A 16,825-nucleotide genomic window follows, 5' to 3' on the forward strand; every position below is an offset into this window, starting at 1 on the left:
GAAAAGCACTCAGTCGGCCACACTACTCACCTTGGTGCTCCATAGGCTTCACCCGTTAACAACAGCACCGAGATTTCAGGCTTCGACTGCCGCAGCGCCTCAACGGATGCAAGATAGCGCCTTGGCTCGGCATGCGGGATCGCCACACCGTATCTGGCCTCCAATCCAGAGGGGCGCATCTCAAAGCATGCTAAGCCAGTGCCCAAGGTGATGAGTTTGCTGCCTAGCGGCGTCATCACCAGCCGGCAACCGCCGAGGATCGCCATGCTGTTTTGGTAGCGCCGCATCGCGCCCAAGAGTTGGCGGTAGGCTTCGAACGGCTGGGACTCATGGGCATAGAGAATGTTCGATGTCGGTGTTTTCCGGCTGTCGAACAGCGGCTCTCGGTACTCCACGAGCAGGCGATCTGCGCGCCGGGGGTCCTTGGAAGGATGGGGTACGACTGGGCAAACCTCGGCTTCCGTCGGAATCGAACCTGCGATCTTCTGCAACTGGTTCACGCGCCCTTCGCCCAGGATCGGGAACCAAACGAGAGGCCAGTCCTGAACACTCTCCGCCTGCCACGCAGCGAAGAAACCCGGGATGTTCACAAGGTCGTTGCTCGGCTCCTCTGCCCGGATGTGTCCATCCAGCTTGGCGTCCTCAGCGACTAACACTTGGAAGTTCACGCCGTTGGCATACAAAGGGTGTGTGACACCCTCAACGGTCACCTTGTTGGGAACGAGTTTTTGCAGGATGTTGGTGAGCAGCGCCAGATACGTCGCGCGCGGCAAGGAACTAACATCGAGGATGATGTCGGTCTTGCCATCAATCTCCTCCAATACGGCCTTGACGCGTTGACGTAGCGCATCGCTGGCACTCGCCTCTTCTTCTCCCTCGGGCATCGCGACCGTGACCGTTGCCGTCCCGCCAAGCGGTGAGAACATCGACTCTAGCACCGCCGCGTTCTCCTCAGTGAGCCGTTCGATACTATCGTCCAGTTCATAGCTCTGGAATCCCAGCAACAGCAGCTTCGCACTTACCGTACGGCGCTCGATCTCCTTTTGGCTTGCCACGAACTCGCGCATCACGGCCTGCGCACGAACGTCGAATCCACGACCTGCGATGTACAGTAGTTCGACCGGTCGGTCCTTCAGCAAGCTGTCCCACAACTCGTGAACTGCGTCACCGCGGCGAAATACGTAGCGATCCCAGAGCACGCTAAGTCGTCTCCAGGTTCTTGCGGCTGGGAGTCAGGCGGCGCTCCATCCACTTCATCAACTCCCCGACCGACACGTCCCGCCATCCCCCCATTTGCAGAGGTAGGCCATAGTGAGCGCACAACGAGCGGTTCAGATAGAAGATAGTCCCACTGTCGCGCGGACCCGTGGCCTGGCTCTCGCGCTGCACCAGCAGGTTCTCCGCAACGCATTCCGCCAACACCCTTTGCAGCATCACCCCGGTGGAACCGAGCGGATTAGATGGTGCAGTGAGCTTCGCCAGTTCCCTACGGGACAGCCGCACACCGGTGACGCCGGGCGCGTATGGAGCGTTAGGCGCGAAGGTCTGGTCGTAGCAGAACGCACCAATGGAATCCAACAGTCTTTGAGCGCGGGTGCCTTCGGTATGCGACTTGGGAATAAAATCGCGCTTGCGACCAGCTGCCTCGCGTAAGAGCTTGTCCTGCTCGACAGGGGACAGAATCGGTTCGGGTTTGCGCAGCACCTGCTTGGCCTGTAGGCCGACGTAGAGTGCCGCAGCCAGTGCCAGCAGTTCCTCGACATTGTTCGTGGCCATCACGCACAAGCGGTCGAAGCCAAAGTAGTATGGAATACCAAGCTCCTCGTGCATGAACAACTCGGCTGCGCCGCGCACTTGGGAACTGTCACGGTCTTCGAGTTCTTCCTCCGTCAAGGTCAGGTCCAAGGACAATTGGCGCTTGGACTCGTCGCGGACCAGAAGGATGCGCGTAACGTAGAGCTCCAGCAGCGACTCCACGTTCTGGTCGACGGTATACTGGTCTGCGCGTGCCAGCCACTGTGTGTAGCGCTGGCTGGATTGGTGGCGCTCCACTTCATTGCGGAATCGTCGGATGCCATGGTCGACTTGAGCGCGCACCTCGCTGCTGACCAACTTGTCACGCAAGCATTGCGTGAACGAGCTTACGGGCACCACATCCTGGTTCTTCATGCGGCGATCTAGAATGTTCTGTGCATAGGAGATAAATTGGGTCATCCCCTTAGCATCACTCCACATCTTATCAAGGTTGTACTCACGCAGATCGCGACCTTCGCGCGCGCCCTGTGATAGCAGCTCCGTTCCCAGCGCCACCGTACGCTCTGCCAGCCATACAGGAATGGAGGGACGCATCACAGTCAATTCGTCGATTAACAGGGCACGTTGCCTGCGTCGCAGCTTGTGCATGTCGTCGACCATCAGCAGACGTTGGCCGCCTACGACCCGCCCCTTATGGGCGAACTGGATCGACTGCAACCACAGTACCCCCTCGAAGCGGACATGGGTTGGCAGGCTCGCACTGATAGGTCCCATGAAGGTATCCAGTTGGGCGTAGATACGATGCTCGTGTTCCTCGGCCCAAGTGGCAAGTTCCAACGCGCTCTTGATCACCGGTATGCCTTGAAGGCCGGGCACCGCAGCATGGTCCAGTGAGACCTCAGCCAGTTGCTCCGGCGCATTGAACTCCAGCAGAGCGCTCAGGCTCCGCAGCGTGCGCAGCACGATCCGGCAATTCAACAGGGCCCGAAATAGTGCCTCCTGTTGCAGGCCCCCGCTGGAGGGAAGATCCGCATAGCCAGAGGCGCAGCTGAGGTAGACGCCGAGTAGTTGAGGGCTGTCACCTTCCGTTAACAATCCGCGGTTGACCAGCTTCTGGAACGACTCGGACAACTCAAGGCGATTGCGGGAATTCCAAAACGCTCGCAGTGCTTGCGGCGTGAAAGCGCGCAGCAGCGTCGTCTTGCCGGCGCCGGGTGCACTACGGAACACATGCACAGCACCATCGAAAGCGTCCTCGGCTAGCTTTTCCAGGATCTTGGGCGAGAACAGCCGCACGAACTCCATGTCCGAGGTTGTGCGTTCGGACATGCGTTCCAGGAAGGGGTTGGCGTTGTAGGCCATTAAAACTCTCGATGGCGGCTGACGCGGGGAAACAATCCATGCGGCTTGAACTGCTCCGGCCCCCACAATAGGAACACTGAGTTGTTCGGCGTGTTGTGAGCCAGCACCACCGGCAACGCGCAGTCGGCGAAACCTAGACTAGCATCGTCGGTTCCACCGACTCGAAAATGCTTGTCGACCACGCGGTTGTCACAGTAAGCAGGATTTCTCAGCAGGGCACGAAGCTCCGCGCTGTTGTTCCGAGACAAGGCGACCTCAGGCTCTATCGGACAAAGGACGCGCACCTGCAAGGGCTTGAAACCGTGGTCTGTCGTGAAGCGTTCGGACCAGTACTCGATATGGTCGATCGCTTGACGGGTAGCAGTGTACAACATCAGGAAAACCTCGTAGTGCGATGGGTCCACCATGCCTCTCTGGTGAAGCCGCTGGTAGATTTTCGGTAGCTTGCCCTTGAACCTGCGTGACTCACCGTCGTATCGAATGTAAGTGTTGCCACTACCCGAAAAGTCGTCCAGCAACCAGATCAAGTTAAAGTGGGGGTCATCAGACGCGAAGCCCGCACTTTTCAACGACGCCCTGAGGTCCTCGAGCATCTCATCGGCTTTCTCGTCGCCCAGCTCATAGGCCTGCCAAATCTGCTCGTTGCTGATGTCCCCGTCGCTGGCGCGCCTCAACTCGTTTGTGCGTGCTCCGTCGCTCAGCCCTAAGTAAAGGGACGTCAGACGCAATTGCTTGAAGCGTCGGTGGCAAGCAATCTCCTGGACCCTGAAGGTCGGGATTTCATGCTCCTCTGACACGAGGCGCATGTTTTCCTGGACGATCCAGTCCTGGTATGCAGTTCGCACGAGGTGCGACAGCTCAGCGTCGGAGATAAACACCAAGTGATCGAGCACCAGTCCCAGCGCCGTCTGCCGATCCTGCGGCTCGAACTGGTGGAGCCACAGCGCCAAGCTTTCGATGAAGCGGCGACCTGGACCGAACTGCTGGTAGTGGTCGTATTTGAAGTCGGCCAGTAGTTGAAGGGTCGGCAGAACCTGCGGTACCTCATCGAGGTCCTCCCACCCCATCACCTTGGCCAGGAGATTGGCGGCGTTCTGGTCACGCATAGGTTCCTTTCCCGTGGGTACTAGCGATGGGAAAGTCCATGCCAAACTCCCGATCATCCCCCACCTTCATGCGTTCGAGGTACCACAGCGTGGCATCGACATTGCGCTTCTCGACTGGAGCCAGCTTCCATCCTCGGTCCAGCCGTCGCGAGGGCATGTCGACGCTGAGCGAGAAGCGGTGTTCCAGCAGGGCCGCGTCATTGCCGGGCCAAGCGCCCTGGTCGCCCAGTGTCAGGATTTCATAGGGATCGATCTTGTCGTTCTGGATGATGTGCGCAATCAAGCGCGACTTGCTCACGCCACTGGTTAGGATGTCCACAGAGTGTTTGCTGCGTACTATGGTCGACAGGTCGAGACCAGCTTGGCGCAATGCGTCTGCGATCACGAACCACATGGTATCGGTTGCAAGCCCTTCGCGAAAGCGTACACTCACCTGAAAGGGCGGTGTAGTCTTGTGAGCCAGGATGGGCACACCAAGGGATTTCAAGCGCACCACGATGCGAGTGACATGGCTCAAAAACTCACTCGTCTGGCCGGGCAGCTCAGGCGGAACATCGGCTGTAGAGATCCAGCCACCGTGGTAGAGGCACAGTCGAATCTTCTGGAGCACGTCCAGTGGCAGTGCGTCTTGCAGGCACGCCTGGAGTGAATCGCCCCGTCCAGAGGCAATACCCACTTGTACCCCTGCGCGCACGAGCCGCACCAGATGCTCGACGATCTCGGGTGGAGGCGCTGCATCCTTGCTCTGTGAGCTGCACAAAGTTCCGTCGTAGTCGAAGACGACAGATCGGAAACGCTGCGCCTGGATCAAGGTGCGGAACGCCTGTGCCGCGCGGCGCATAGTGCCGTGATCTCGCTGTGAAGGCCAATGGGCTCCGAGCACCTCGTACTTTGACTGCTCCTCGGCAGGGGCTGCCTCCTGCGGCAGTGGAATCATTTCATGCAAGTTTGCATAGTGGATCTCCCGGCTATAGGTCGGCACATCCGGCCGCCCTGGATCCTTGCCCAGTTGTCGGCCAATTGCCGCCACGAAGTGCATCTGTGCCACCAACCCTGCGACCAGGTGCATTGGGTCGGCACTCGACAGTGGCATGGCCAATGTGGGAATCTCGGGAGGAAACTTCTTGCGCATAGCCTCCCAGAGTTGGTTCAGCGAGGGCTCGGTCAACGCAAGAATGGCACAGTCCTGGGGACGCTGAGACAACCAGAGGTGCCTGCCATGCGCATAAGAGCGTAGGTCGGCCAACTGAGTGTGTAACAAAGCGCCTTCGGAGAGCTTCGACTCCAAATCCGTCGCTATGGGTTTCAGCAAAGGCGAGTAGACAACGGTCAGCGCACCACGCCGCACTGCCTCGAAGATAAATGACTGCGCCGCCGTCAGCCAGTCATCCACGGTCTGATCCCCCACCCGCAGCGCCGCCATATCGGAGAACATCGACTCGCGACGGCCGTTGAGCTCGCCGTACGCCCTTGCGACCAACACCGCATCAAGCAGCAGGCTGTTGGTGGCCAAATAGCCGTCCTTCTTGACCAACTCAAATACGTACGGCTTCACGCCCGGCAGCGCCCCTACATGTTCCATCAGCGGACTGTGCTGCCGGTTGGTCAATACATGGACCGTATGTGAACTGAAGTGCCGGGCCCGCTCGAGCGCCTCCACGATGTCGGGGTTCTTACCTTCTGCGGACACGAGAAACACTGGGCTCGAGGAAGCCAGCGTCGGACTGCAAATGATCTCCAACGGGGTTGAAGGGCGGGAGACCCGTCCCGTATAGGCTTCATGAAGGCTGCACAGCAGAGATGCCACCGTGAAGGAGCCGCCCGATCCCACGCCGATCATGCTGGACTCGGCGGTGCTGGCGATCGCGAGCTTCAACGCCTCAATGTCGGCGGCGCACGCAGCCGCATAGCTACGCCCCAACTGCGCGAGTTCCTCCTCGTAGTGACTAACAGCCGTCTGCATGCGTTACCTGGTTATGCCGTCGCAGGCATCCGCTTGGACGCAGCCTCCTTGTCGCCTTCGGATGCCTTGCCTGCCGCTGAAGTTTTAGGCTCGGCAGTCCACGCCGGCCGCTGAGCATAGAAGGCCCGCAGTTCCATCAGCATCACGCCCAGCATGTTCTCGCCCTTGCCATCTACCTCGCCCCATAACCGATTGACGGCGTTGTTTACGGTCCCAGCCTCCACAAGCCTGGCGCTGTCGGTCGACAGTAGCAGTTCCCGCAAGTCAGCATGCTGATCGAACTTCGCGCGAAGCACGGCGCGCATGCGATCGAATTTGATCTGCGCCCAGTCGGGAACCACGTCCCAAACGTAGAGACCATGGGCCGCCATTGCAGCCAGGGCAGGTGTCGGCGCATTCAGGATCCACTCGCGAACGGCAGGTTTGCGGGCCTTGCCCGCCTGATAGGCGTGTTCTGATGTAGGATAGATTGTTCCTTCGAATTCGATGGGGCGCTGAAACAGATTGCTGAAGGCGCCATACGGATTCTCATTGGCCCGGTAGAAGCGAATCTCCCGGACAGCGGTCGTCTGTTTGGCGGCACGTTTGTGCACCGCCTGCGGCGTTTTGGTCATTGGCGTGGTTCCTTGGCAAAGTGTTCGGGGTTTAGACCCAGCGCCCAGCAGTGGCTAACGATCAACACTTCAAGGAAGCTAATGAGACGGCGGGCCTCATGCCCCGCCGCAGCCTTGATCTTGAAATCAAGCCGGACCATGAGCGTGGCGATCTTCATCTTTGGACGTCGTGAGATGGTCATGATCAGAGATGGAAGAAGGGATGTAAAATCGTCGTAATGTACTACACTTTGCAGTGCATTTGGCTTAGCTTCAGCGCTTTACTGTTCGGCTTGGAGCGATGGGACCACTTACGCAAGTCCTCAAGCTCCGAGCATCTGCAACTCAGACTCCGCTCCCAATCGACAATAGCGCTGTTTACAATGCCCTGCGTCTCCATAACTCGTGTAGCAGCGCGACGCCATTGAGAGCAGTCGAGAGTCAAGGACAAAGTTCTTGTTGACTCAGCACAACCTTGGTGCCAGTGGATGGATGTCAAAAGATCTCAGCAGACCTTTCATAATATTTGCCGAAGGAGGACGAGGCAGTACATAATACGGCCTTATCCCATTGGGTGAACGGAAATAATCTGTTTTTCTTCAGTGGGTTGGTGCGGTGTTATGTCCCCTTCACCCGCTCCATCTTTCCCCGCCTATGAACCGCTACCCCCGCTGTACCAAATGGGCTTTTTTCCTTTTCCTGTTTGCCGGCTTAACGATTCTGCTGCTGGGCAGCATCATTTATATTGTTGTCATTTTTGATCCCAATGCATATAAGCCGGAGATCATCCGGCTGGTGCAAGAGAAAAAGGAGCGGCTGCTCAGGCTGGATGGTCCCATCACGCTTGCGTTCTTTCCCAGTCCTGGCGTGGAACTCGCCAGGCTTTCCCTCAGTGAACATAACCGTGACGACGAATTCGCGACCATAGAGAAGGTTCACGTTTCTCTCGAAATCCTGCCATTGCTTCGAAAGGAACTGGTGCTGGATGAAATCAACATAACAGGGCTGAAAGCCAATCTGATCCGTTTTTCCGATGGCAGCACGAACATCGATGATCTGATCAGGAGCGAAGAGCAACGGGAACGCTTCCGAGTCGATATCAGCCGGGTACATATGGAAAAAACCATGCTCGCCCTTCGCGATGAAGGCAGCGACACGCATTTCGTATTCAGGAACATTGAACTGGAAGCCAGCCGGGCGGGCGAACGGGCAGATGCGGGTGATGTAATTCGCAGCAAGGTGGAATTGGCGTCTAACATAGCTCATCCTGAGCGTCCCGAAGTGGATATGGCAACTCGCGTGCGTTTTCATCTGACTTGGAACGCAGAAAGGCAGTATCTCGCGCTCAGTGGGATGAAGCTCGCTGCCGAGGCGCAGCTTCCGGACACGGGCCGATTGCTCATCCAATCCGGCGGAAATTTTTCTGCCAGCCTTTTGGAGGAAGGAGGGGAATTTAGCGCCGATGAATTCACCTTCGATGCCGGGATAAGGAGCGTTGACAGCAGTTTTGATATTGGCGTGAATGCCTCTCATCTGGGCTTGAAGGGACAGAAAGTGACCGGGGATAAAGTTTTGGGAGTGGCGCAAATTAACGGGTCCCATAGCCTGACCAGCGGAAAGTTTTCTCTTTCGTCGATACGGGGCACCCTGGCGGATTTTCGGAGTGAAGTGTTCAAGGCTGACCTGGAATCGAAAAACCAAGATCAAGCTATAAAGGCCCATTTTTCCTCGCCACTTGGCGGCAATATCCAGGCGCTTTGGCTGAACCTGCCGGAATTGAAAGGAGAAATCGAGGCGAAGGGTGCAAGTCTCCCCGCGCATGGCATTCAGGGAAACCTTTCCGGCAGCGCCTCCATCGACGGCTTGACTCACCATGCGTGGGCAAAGCTGAACGGAACCATGGCAGACAGCAATATCGCGACGATATTTTCGGCAAGCGGCTTCATTCCGCCGCACCTCGCCTTTGAAGTGGATATCGATGAACTGAACCTGGACCGCTTTTCATCACGGCAACAAGATGGGCAGCAGCAAAAAGCCAGTCGCCCGGAGCGCCCAGTCGAATTAAACGTGCTGGGTAATCTGGAGGGCTTGAACATGGAAGGGTTGATTCGGGTAGGCGTATTGAAGGCGGGCGACTTCACGGCATCGAGGGTCAGAGTGGACATACGGCCTTGATGAACGCGGAAGGAGATATTTCGGATTCTATTTCGAATTCTTTCGCCACCAGGCTTATCCACTGGCAGCGGGAGCATGGCCGTCATCATCTGCCCTGGCAGAACACGCGTGACCCCTATCGTATCTGGCTCTCGGAAATCATGCTGCAGCAAACGCAGGTAGGAACGGTTATTCCCTATTACCGGCGATTTTTGCAATGTTTCCCCGACATGCAAAGCCTTGCCTCGGCATCGCTGGATGAGGTAATGATACAGTGGAGCGGGTTGGGCTACTACTCGCGTGCGAGGAATCTGCATAAAGCGGCGCAGCGGATTGTGGGAGAGCATGGCGGGATTTTTCCCGGGGAGGTTGACGTCATTCGTCAGCTTCCAGGAGTCGGACGCTCCACCGCTGCGGCAATTGCGGTATTCGCGTTCGGAAAGCGGGCGTCAATTCTTGACGGCAACGTGAAACGCATTTTTTCGCGTTGCTTCGGAATCGAGGGTTATCCGGGCGAAAAGCACGTGGAAACACAGTTGTGGCAAAAGGCGGAAGCATTGCTGCCAAAGAGAGATGAGAGCTCGATCGAACGCGATATCGAGGACTACACCCAGGCGCTGATGGACCTGGGTGCAACCGTCTGCACCCGCGCTCACCCCAGGTGCGGCTCATGCCCGCTTCGCCTGGACTGTATTGCGTTCAGGGATAACAGTGTCGGCAGACTGCCCACGCCCCGACCGAGAAAGGTGTTGCCGGAAAGGGAAACGGCACTGCTGCTGGTGGTGGCCCAGGACAAAATCCTGTTGGAAAAACGGCCGAGCGTGGGGATCTGGGGTGCGCTGTGGAGCTTGCCGGAGATGCGGATGAATGAGAATGTGATTGAATACTGCATGCAGTTTGGGATAAATGTGCGGCCAATGTCACAGATGGAAGCATTCACTCACACCTTTACCCACTTCAGATTGCGGATTTATCCGCTCATCCTGCAGGTCATTTCCCGCTCGCCGGACCATTCGGCACCGGGGGCCTTATCGCAACCCGGGAATCACTGTGCATGGATGATGCCTGGGGACGCGCTGAAAGCTGCTATTCCCTCCCCGGTGAGGAAAGTGCTTCTACAATATACATCTCAGACCGAGCCGCTTGAAATTCTGGCTATGGCAGATAACTGATAGCGAGTATATATTCGAAAGAATGATGAATAACTGGAGGGACTGGAGAAGACACCAGCGCGCGGAACTGATGGTGGCCAGGGAATGCATAGGGGACGCCGACCATCGTCGCTGGAGCGACGCCATTACCGGACTGCTGGAACAAGGCTTTCCCGCGCTACGGACAGGTACTGTCGGGTTTTGCTGGCCTCACCGAGGCGAATACGATCCACGCCCGCTGATGGATTTTTTACAGGCTCATGGCGCCACGCTGGCGCTCCCCGAGGTAGTGAATAAACATGAGCCGCTCCGTTTCCGCAAGTGGTGGCGGGGAGCACCCATGAAAATCGGCACTTATGATATTCCGATACCTGACAATACCGATCCGGTAGCAGTGGATGCCTTGATCATCCCCATGATCGGCTTCGACAAACTTGGTTTTCGCCTGGGGTACGGCAGCGGTTATTTCGATCGTACGCTAGCCGCCATGAACCCGCGTCCACTCGCTATAGGTGTTGCGTTCGAAATTCTCCGCCTGGAAAATTTGCATCCGCACGCACACGATATTCCAATGGATTTCGTTGTCACCGAGGCGGGAATTTATCATGCAACACGCACGGGATTGAAACCCGTTTCTGCTGGCCAGTGCGCCGATATTTTCACCACCAGGGCAGGGAAAATTCGGGAGACTTACGGATAGTTGGATAGTCGGATAGTTCATCGGTACGGGAACTCACCGAGCCGAATTCAATCCGCTGTACTTTCTTCACCCCAGCGCGGCATGAGCGTATGGGCGACTCCCACATGATCCAGGATACGCGCCACGACAAAATCCACCATGTCGTGGATCTCCCGGGGATGGTGATAGAAGCCGGGATTGGGCGGAAGGATTATTGCGCCGCTGCGCGCAAGCTTCAGCATATTTTCGAGATGAATGGCGGAAAACGGCGTCTCCCGGGGTACGAGGATGAGCTTGCGGTTTTCCTTCAGCATTACGTCCGCTGAACGCTCGATCAGCTTTTGGCTCATTCCCGCGGCAATTGCAGCAAGCGTACCCATGGTGCAGGGACAAACCACCATCGCATCGGCAGGGTTGGAGCCGGAGGCAACCGGAGCCAGCCAATCCTCCCGTCCGAACACGCGTAACTGGCCCTGTTCTACCTTGAAACGCCGGCTGAACAGCTCCTCGGCTTCCCTGGCACGTGATGGCAATACCAGCTGCATTTCCTGATGCGCCACGATCTGCGCTGCCTGCGAATACATCAGGTACACGCGGGCGCCGGCCGCGAGCAACAGCTCCAGCAAGCGCATGCCATAGGGCATCCCGGATGCGCCGGTAAAAGCAAGGGTGACAGTTTTCGATGTAGTGGCGCGAGAATTCAATGTCTAGAAATAGGTAACAGCTGGTGACCGGAGAATGCCGTGTTCCCGAACATGGTTGCAATGTTGCTGGTGGCGAATAGCCGTTTTATGCATTCAATTCCCGGTGCCGTACCAGAACCTGGTTGTTTTCCGTAAAGTAACGCGCCAACCGCTCCACGAAATAGACGGAACGGTGCCGCCCTCCGGTGCAGCCGATCGCTACCGTCAGGTAATTGCGGTTATCGCGGATGAAGCAGGGCAGCCAGTCATCGACGAATCGCCGGATATCCTCGAACATGCGATTCACGCTGCTGTTTGCATCCATGTATTCGATCACGGCGCCGTCCTTTCCCGTTAAAGGTCGCAGAAGGGCTTCGTAGTGGGGATTGGGAAGGCAGCGGACATCGAACACCATGTCGGAATCCAGCGGGATGCCGTGCTTGAAGCCAAAAGATTGGAACAGCAGCGTCAGGCGCCCGGGTTCCAGCCCGATGAAATCTCTTATCCAGGCTCGCAGCGAACTCGCGCTCAGGTCACTGGTATCAATGCGGTTTGCCAGATCATGAATTTCACGCAACATCTCGCGTTCCATCTCTATGCATTCCGGCAGGGTCGATTGATTGTCACTGAGTGGATGACGGCGGCGAGTTTCGGAAAAACGCTTCAACAGCGTATCTGTCTTGGTGTCGAGAAACAACAGATGAATATCCATTTTCTGCTGCCTCAAGTCAGCCAACCGCTGTGGCAGGAGATGCAAGGTTTCGAAGCTTCTGGCGTCAATGCTGACGGCGACGCGCTCGTGACCGGATTGCTTCAGATAAACCGTCACCTCCGGCAGCAGGTTGGCCGGAAGGTTGTCAACGCAATAATAGCCGTTATCTTCCAGAACGGTAAGCGCAATGCTCTTGCCGGAGCCTGACAGGCCGCTGATGACGATCAACTGCATAGGTTCAAATCGCGTACCGGATGAGAATATCCGTGAGCAAAAAGGCAGGGAGGGACGAGAAGGTTTTAACTCTGTTTTCGCCCACGTGTTTATGTTTGCCCGTTCTCGAGTTCCTGTTGATGGCGCGCGAAAAACTCCTGACCGCTGTCTATGCCGCGCAACTGCAAAACGTAGTTCCGCACCGCCGCCTCTACCAGCACAGCGAGGTTTCGGCCGGCGGCAACTGGAATAATGACTTTCCGGACGTTGACATCCAGGATATTCTCAGTGACATCATTGATCGGCAACCGTTCCATTGCATTGAGATCAGTGCTGCTGGGTTTCTGCAAGTGAACGATGAGTTTCATGTTTTTTTTGCGTCGTACCGCCGTTTCGCCAAAAATCGTTCGAATGTTCAGCATTCCAAGGCCCCGAACTTCGAGAAAATCGCGCAGCATGGGCGGGCAGCGCCCTTCGAGCGTTTCCGGCGCAATGCGATAGAGCTCCACCACATCATCCGCCACCAATCCATGGCCGCGGCTCACCAGCTCCAGCGCCAATTCGCTCTTGCCGACACTGCTCTCGCCGGTAATCATTACGCCGAGACCAAGAACGTCGAGCAATACGCCATGCCTGCTGCAGGAAGGAGCAAGGACCCGTCCGAGATAGGGACGTAATACCCAGAGGATCTCGAGACTGGAGTAGGGGGTACAGAAGAGAGGGATACGCGTCGAATCCGCCAGGGACCTGATGGAATCGGGAACACATGCGCCCGCCGTAACAATGATGCATAGCATGTCGCTTTCAGCAAGCCTCTGCATATGCTGTTCGAGGGAAGCAGGATCGAGCGCATTGAGATATTCAGCCTCGGTTTCGCTCAGTACCTGAATCCAGTTGGGATGGATGAAATTGAGGTGTCCGATCATTCCCTGCGTCGAATGCGCGATCGCTTCATTATCGAGACGCCTGTCGCCCCCGTCCCGCCCCGCTTCCCAGGTGAGATCCAGTTTCTCGCGTTTTTCCTCGAAAAGCTGTCTGGCATCGATTTCGGCCATCTGATTGAATACCTCCTGATTATCAGGATTGGGAAAAATCACGAGCTTCTTCCCGGGAGTTCCGAAACAAGTTCACGGTTTCGGAGCGAAAATCGGTGTTGACCCTTATTGATACAGACGGGCTCTTTACCGCTGTTACACCTGATCATTGATTCAGATTGCCCTGATCCGGAATTCCTTGAACGATATCCGTGCGCTGGCTTTCATTTTTCTCCTTGCGGCGGACCAACTGACGATCGAGTTTATCAACGAGGTTATCTATGGAAGCATACATGTCGGCGCTGTCTGCCTCGACAAAAATATCATTGCCAGGCACCCGCGCCAGCGCCTCCGCCTTGTGCGCCAACTTTTCCACGGAAAGAGTCACAGTGATATCCACAATCTGGTCGAAACGTTGAGTAATCCGGCTCAATTTGGAAACGACATAATCGCGCAGTGCAGGTGTGATTTCGACCTGCCGGCCTGTGACATGGATATTCATTTGCGGCTCCTATGAAATGAACTGGGGTTAAAACGATTTCCGAAGATTGACGGAAGGAATTTGCAAGGACTCCCGATATTTTGCCACGGTGCGGCGAGCAACCATGATACCCTGCTGCCCCAGGACCTCCGAGATCTGGCTGTCGCTGAGCGGCTTCCTCGAATCCTCTGTATTGATCATTTGCTTGATCAGCGCGCGAATGGCGGTGGCGGAACAGGCGCCGCCGGTATCTGTTGATACATGGCTGCCAAAAAAATACTTCAATTCGAAAATACCGCGCGGCGTACGCATGAATTTCTGCGTGGTAACCCGCGAAATGGTGGATTCGTGCAGATTCAGCACGTCGGCGATTTCACGCAGTATCATCGGACGCATCGCAACTGCTCCATGCTCGAAAAACTGCTGCTGGCGTTCCACAATGGCTGCCGATGCCTTGAGGATGGTGTTGAAACGCTGTTGTACGTTCTTTACCAGCCATTTTGCTTCGTGCAATTGACTGCTCAGCCGACGGGTAGAGTCATCATGGCATCCTTTGAGGATCTCGGCATAGAGCCGGTTGACCCTGAGACGCGGCATTGCTTCCGGGTTAAGGCTGGCTACCCAGGAACCGCCGATTCTGGTCACGATGACGTCGGGTACGATGTAGCAGGCAACTGCCGAGCTGAAGGCCGTGGCCGGTCTCGGATTCAATCGCGCTATCATCTGCTGGATGGAACGAAGGCAGTCGTCATTGCAGTGCAGAACCCGCTTGATGGCGCTGAAATCCCGGGATGCGAGACTTTCAAGGTGATTGTTTACTAGCGCCAACGCCTGCTCCAGGTAGGGCGTATCGGATGGCAGCGCATGCAGTTGCATGACGAGGCATTCCCTTAAATTGCGCGCACCGACGCCGGGTGGATCCAGGTGCTGCAAATGTTCGAGGGCAATGTGCAGGTCGTCGATATCTATTGCCAGTTCGGCGGGCAACAGATCGACCAATTCTTCCAGGTCCTGGACGAGATAGCCATCATCATCCAGGCTGTCGATCAGTAATCCGGTGATCTTTCTATCGCGCTGGGAGATCTGGCTCAGGCTGAGCTGCGAGTTGAGGTGGTCGCGCAGACTTGGCGGTTCTGCCGCTTGTTGTGGAATATCGCGTTCGTCATCATCGTCCCGGTTGTGGCGAAAAACATTGTCATCCGGAAGCCACTCCCGCTCATCAAGCGGATGTTTTACGTCACTCTCTGCTTCAAGGGAGAGAACGGGCGTGCTTTCCTCGGCAATCTCCAGCTCATTCGGCAAGGGTGCGGCCAACTCCTCCGGCATGACATTATGATAATCCATGCTGCCGTTGCCGATGCTGTCATCAAGTTCCAGCAGGGGATTCTCCTGCACGATGCGCTCTATCTCCTGGTTCAACTCTATCGTGGAGAGTTGCAATAACCGGATGGATTGCTGCAATTGCGGCGTAAGCGCCAGATGCGGAGACAGCTTGACTTGAAGGGTTGGTTTCATATTGGAAAAACAGCGATAAAGCCGATCTCAGGTAAAGCGAAGCTTTATTTTCAAAGGCGGAAATGTTCTCCCAGATAGACTTTTCTTACGTTTTCATTATAAATGATTTCGTCTGGACTGCCGCTCGCAAGCACCCTGCCATCGCTTATGATGTAGGCATGATTACAGATTCCTAGTGTTTCCCGGACATTATGGTCTGTGATCAGCACACCGATGCCCCGCTCCCTCAGAAAGCGGATAATTTTCTGGATGTCCAGCACGGCAATGGGATCAACGCCGGCAAACGGCTCGTCCAGCAAGATGAAATGCGGACTTGTCGCCAGCGCACGGGCAATTTCAACGCGCCGCCGTTCCCCGCCGGACAAACTGATGGCAGGACTGTTGCGTATATGACTGATATGCAGATCGTGCAGCAAATTGTCGAGATGCTGCTGCATCTCGTCAGCCCCATAGTTTTTCAATTCCAGTACAGCGCGAATATTGTCGGCTACCGAGAGTCGCCTGAAAATCGAAGCCTCCTGCGGCAGATAGCTCAAGCCGAGGCGCGCGCGCTCGTGCATGGGCATCTCGCTTAGGTCAAGCTCATCAAGGACGATGTTGCCTCCATCCAGCGGCACAAGGCCCACCATCATGTAAAAACAGGTGGTCTTGCCTGCGCCATTGGGGCCCAGCAAGCCGACAACTTCTCCGCTTTTAACCGAAAGGGAAACATCATGCACCACTGTGCGCGACTTGTAGCTTTTTTTCAGATTCTCCGCCCTGAATTCACTCCTCTTCCCTGAGGAAACCAGGGGAGCTTCAGGAGCCTGGGAAGCATGGTCGGCGTGATCGCGGGTTGGAGAGAGATGAAGTTCCATAACGATGTTCGTTTATGAATTGTCTGCCTCGGGTTTGGGTTCCTTCTTCTTGGGCTGTATCACGGCTCTCACCCTGCCCTCGGAATGGGTTTGGGTGCTTGTTCCACCCTCGCCATTTACCTGGAAGAATTCGTTGATCGCATCGTAGGAAATATAGTCTCCATGAACTTCATCCTTCCCGCGTCTCAACCTTGCTTTCTTGAAAAGCTGAACTTTGTCGGCCTTGCCATCGTATTCCATACGCTCGCTCCAGCCCTCCACGTATTCATCCTTGCCATCGCGCTTCTGGCGAAAACTGGCGAGATTGCCGAATGCAGTGGCGTATTGAAAACCGTTGACGTCTTCTTTCACTGTCATCTTGTCTGCGCGAATAATCAGTGTTCCCTGTGTCAGTACGACATTGCCGATAAAGGTAGCCAGCTTGTTGGCATCCTGCACGGTAGCGCGATCTGCCTCCAGGTGCACGGGCTTGTCGCTGTCGGCCCGCTCTGCCAGAGCCGGTGAGCTGAAGAGCATCACGGCGAGAAAAGCAGCAGACAGGGGTTTCATGGAAATCGTGAAAGAGAA

Annotated in this window: 16 protein-coding genes; 3 read left to right on the forward strand and 13 right to left on the reverse strand. The window is 56.1% G+C overall.

The window, feature by feature from the left end; genetic code table 11:
- Positions 1 to 26: 26 nt before the first annotated feature.
- The 6 genes from ACZ5BW_RS00425 to ACZ5BW_RS00450 form a co-directional block, all read right to left on the reverse strand.
- Positions 27 to 1,199 carry a hypothetical protein gene (locus ACZ5BW_RS00425; RefSeq protein WP_464541442.1) on the reverse strand — a complete coding sequence of 391 codons (1,173 nt, stop codon included), beginning with the start codon at positions 1,197 to 1,199 and terminating at the stop codon, positions 27 to 29.
- 1 nt (position 1,200) lies between these two features.
- Positions 1,201 to 3,117 (reverse strand): ORC-CDC6 family AAA ATPase, encoded by a 1,917-nt coding sequence (locus ACZ5BW_RS00430; protein WP_464541444.1) that lies wholly within the window; start codon positions 3,115 to 3,117, stop codon positions 1,201 to 1,203.
- Entirely contained in the window at positions 3,117 to 4,223 is a 1,107-nt protein-coding gene (locus ACZ5BW_RS00435; RefSeq protein WP_464541446.1) for a phosphoribosyltransferase-like protein, read from the reverse strand. Before ACZ5BW_RS00435 ends, ACZ5BW_RS00430 begins: the two co-directional genes overlap by 1 nt.
- Entirely contained in the window at positions 4,216 to 5,703 is a 1,488-nt protein-coding gene (locus ACZ5BW_RS00440; RefSeq protein WP_464574175.1) for an HAD-IIB family hydrolase, read from the reverse strand. Before ACZ5BW_RS00440 ends, ACZ5BW_RS00435 begins: the two co-directional genes overlap by 8 nt.
- A 494-nt stretch (positions 5,704 to 6,197) precedes the next feature.
- Positions 6,198 to 6,800 (reverse strand): NADAR family protein, encoded by a 603-nt coding sequence (locus ACZ5BW_RS00445; protein ID WP_464541450.1) that lies wholly within the window; start codon positions 6,798 to 6,800, stop codon positions 6,198 to 6,200.
- On the reverse strand, positions 6,797 to 6,958 hold the full coding sequence (locus ACZ5BW_RS00450; RefSeq protein WP_464541452.1) for a hypothetical protein: 162 nt from the start codon (positions 6,956 to 6,958) through the stop codon (positions 6,797 to 6,799). Before ACZ5BW_RS00450 ends, ACZ5BW_RS00445 begins: the two co-directional genes overlap by 4 nt.
- A gap of 475 nt (positions 6,959 to 7,433) precedes the next feature.
- Between ACZ5BW_RS00450 and ACZ5BW_RS00455 the strand changes: the two genes are divergently transcribed.
- Genes ACZ5BW_RS00455 through ACZ5BW_RS00465 form a run of 3 tightly spaced genes read left to right on the forward strand, consistent with a single transcriptional unit; the run spans position 7,434 to position 10,784 of the window.
- A complete protein-coding gene (locus ACZ5BW_RS00455; protein ID WP_464541454.1) occupies positions 7,434 to 8,954 on the forward strand; it encodes an AsmA family protein in 1,521 nt (506 codons plus the stop codon).
- Positions 8,954 to 10,105 (forward strand): A/G-specific adenine glycosylase, encoded by a 1,152-nt coding sequence (gene mutY / locus ACZ5BW_RS00460; RefSeq protein WP_464543733.1) that lies wholly within the window; start codon positions 8,954 to 8,956, stop codon positions 10,103 to 10,105. Before ACZ5BW_RS00455 ends, mutY begins: the two co-directional genes overlap by 1 nt.
- A 25-nt stretch (positions 10,106 to 10,130) precedes the next feature.
- Positions 10,131 to 10,784, forward strand: a complete 654-nt coding sequence (locus tag ACZ5BW_RS00465; RefSeq protein ID WP_464543734.1) for a 5-formyltetrahydrofolate cyclo-ligase — start codon at positions 10,131 to 10,133, stop codon at positions 10,782 to 10,784.
- Between the two features lie 47 nt (positions 10,785 to 10,831).
- Here ACZ5BW_RS00465 and ACZ5BW_RS00470 read toward each other — a convergent pair whose 3' ends face one another.
- The 7 genes from ACZ5BW_RS00470 to lptA all read right to left on the reverse strand — a co-directional run bounded on the left by ACZ5BW_RS00470 (position 10,832) and on the right by lptA (position 16,807).
- Entirely contained in the window at positions 10,832 to 11,407 is a 576-nt protein-coding gene (locus ACZ5BW_RS00470) for a flavin prenyltransferase UbiX (RefSeq protein WP_464543735.1), read from the reverse strand.
- 145 nt (positions 11,408 to 11,552) lie between these two features.
- Positions 11,553 to 12,392: an RNase adapter RapZ gene (gene rapZ, locus ACZ5BW_RS00475; RefSeq protein ID WP_464541456.1), complete on the reverse strand. Its 840-nt coding sequence runs from the start codon at positions 12,390 to 12,392 to the stop codon at positions 11,553 to 11,555.
- A gap of 89 nt (positions 12,393 to 12,481) precedes the next feature.
- Positions 12,482 to 13,426 (reverse strand): HPr(Ser) kinase/phosphatase, encoded by a 945-nt coding sequence (hprK, locus tag ACZ5BW_RS00480; RefSeq protein ID WP_464543736.1) that lies wholly within the window; start codon positions 13,424 to 13,426, stop codon positions 12,482 to 12,484.
- A 145-nt stretch (positions 13,427 to 13,571) separates the two neighbouring features.
- Positions 13,572 to 13,907, reverse strand: coding sequence for a ribosome hibernation-promoting factor, HPF/YfiA family (gene hpf, locus ACZ5BW_RS00485; RefSeq protein WP_464541458.1), 336 nt, complete (start codon positions 13,905 to 13,907; stop codon positions 13,572 to 13,574).
- 27 nt (positions 13,908 to 13,934) lie between these two features.
- A complete protein-coding gene (locus ACZ5BW_RS00490) occupies positions 13,935 to 15,401 on the reverse strand; it encodes an RNA polymerase factor sigma-54 (protein ID WP_464541460.1) in 1,467 nt (488 codons plus the stop codon).
- A 50-nt stretch (positions 15,402 to 15,451) separates the two neighbouring features.
- On the reverse strand, positions 15,452 to 16,258 hold the full coding sequence (lptB, locus tag ACZ5BW_RS00495) for an LPS export ABC transporter ATP-binding protein (RefSeq protein WP_464541462.1): 807 nt from the start codon (positions 16,256 to 16,258) through the stop codon (positions 15,452 to 15,454).
- A gap of 12 nt (positions 16,259 to 16,270) precedes the next feature.
- A complete protein-coding gene (lptA, locus tag ACZ5BW_RS00500; RefSeq protein WP_464541464.1) occupies positions 16,271 to 16,807 on the reverse strand; it encodes a lipopolysaccharide transport periplasmic protein LptA in 537 nt (178 codons plus the stop codon).
- Between the last annotated feature and the right edge of the window lie 18 nt (positions 16,808 to 16,825).

It is taken from the genome of Nitrosospira sp. TNL300 (assembly GCF_055385915.1).

Coding starts and splice junctions, on each gene's coding strand:
- ACZ5BW_RS00430 (WP_464541444.1), bottom strand. CDS start 3,117: ATGGCCTACAACGCCAACCCCTTCCTGGAACGCATGTCCGAACGCACA.
- ACZ5BW_RS00435 (WP_464541446.1), bottom strand. CDS start 4,223: ATGCGTGACCAGAACGCCGCCAATCTCCTGGCCAAGGTGATGGGGTGG.
- ACZ5BW_RS00445 (WP_464541450.1), bottom strand. CDS start 6,800: ATGACCAAAACGCCGCAGGCGGTGCACAAACGTGCCGCCAAACAGACG.
- ACZ5BW_RS00450 (WP_464541452.1), bottom strand. CDS start 6,958: ATGAAGATCGCCACGCTCATGGTCCGGCTTGATTTCAAGATCAAGGCT.
- ACZ5BW_RS00455 (WP_464541454.1), top strand. CDS start 7,434: ATGAACCGCTACCCCCGCTGTACCAAATGGGCTTTTTTCCTTTTCCTG.
- mutY (WP_464543733.1), top strand. CDS start 8,954: ATGAACGCGGAAGGAGATATTTCGGATTCTATTTCGAATTCTTTCGCC.
- ACZ5BW_RS00465 (WP_464543734.1), top strand. CDS start 10,131: ATGAATAACTGGAGGGACTGGAGAAGACACCAGCGCGCGGAACTGATG.
- ACZ5BW_RS00470 (WP_464543735.1), bottom strand. CDS start 11,407: ATGCCCTATGGCATGCGCTTGCTGGAGCTGTTGCTCGCGGCCGGCGCC.
- rapZ (WP_464541456.1), bottom strand. CDS start 12,392: ATGCAGTTGATCGTCATCAGCGGCCTGTCAGGCTCCGGCAAGAGCATT.
- hprK (WP_464543736.1), bottom strand. CDS start 13,426: ATGGCCGAAATCGATGCCAGACAGCTTTTCGAGGAAAAACGCGAGAAA.
- hpf (WP_464541458.1), bottom strand. CDS start 13,907: ATGAATATCCATGTCACAGGCCGGCAGGTCGAAATCACACCTGCACTG.
- ACZ5BW_RS00490 (WP_464541460.1), bottom strand. CDS start 15,401: ATGAAACCAACCCTTCAAGTCAAGCTGTCTCCGCATCTGGCGCTTACG.
- lptB (WP_464541462.1), bottom strand. CDS start 16,258: ATGGAACTTCATCTCTCTCCAACCCGCGATCACGCCGACCATGCTTCC.
- lptA (WP_464541464.1), bottom strand. CDS start 16,807: ATGAAACCCCTGTCTGCTGCTTTTCTCGCCGTGATGCTCTTCAGCTCA.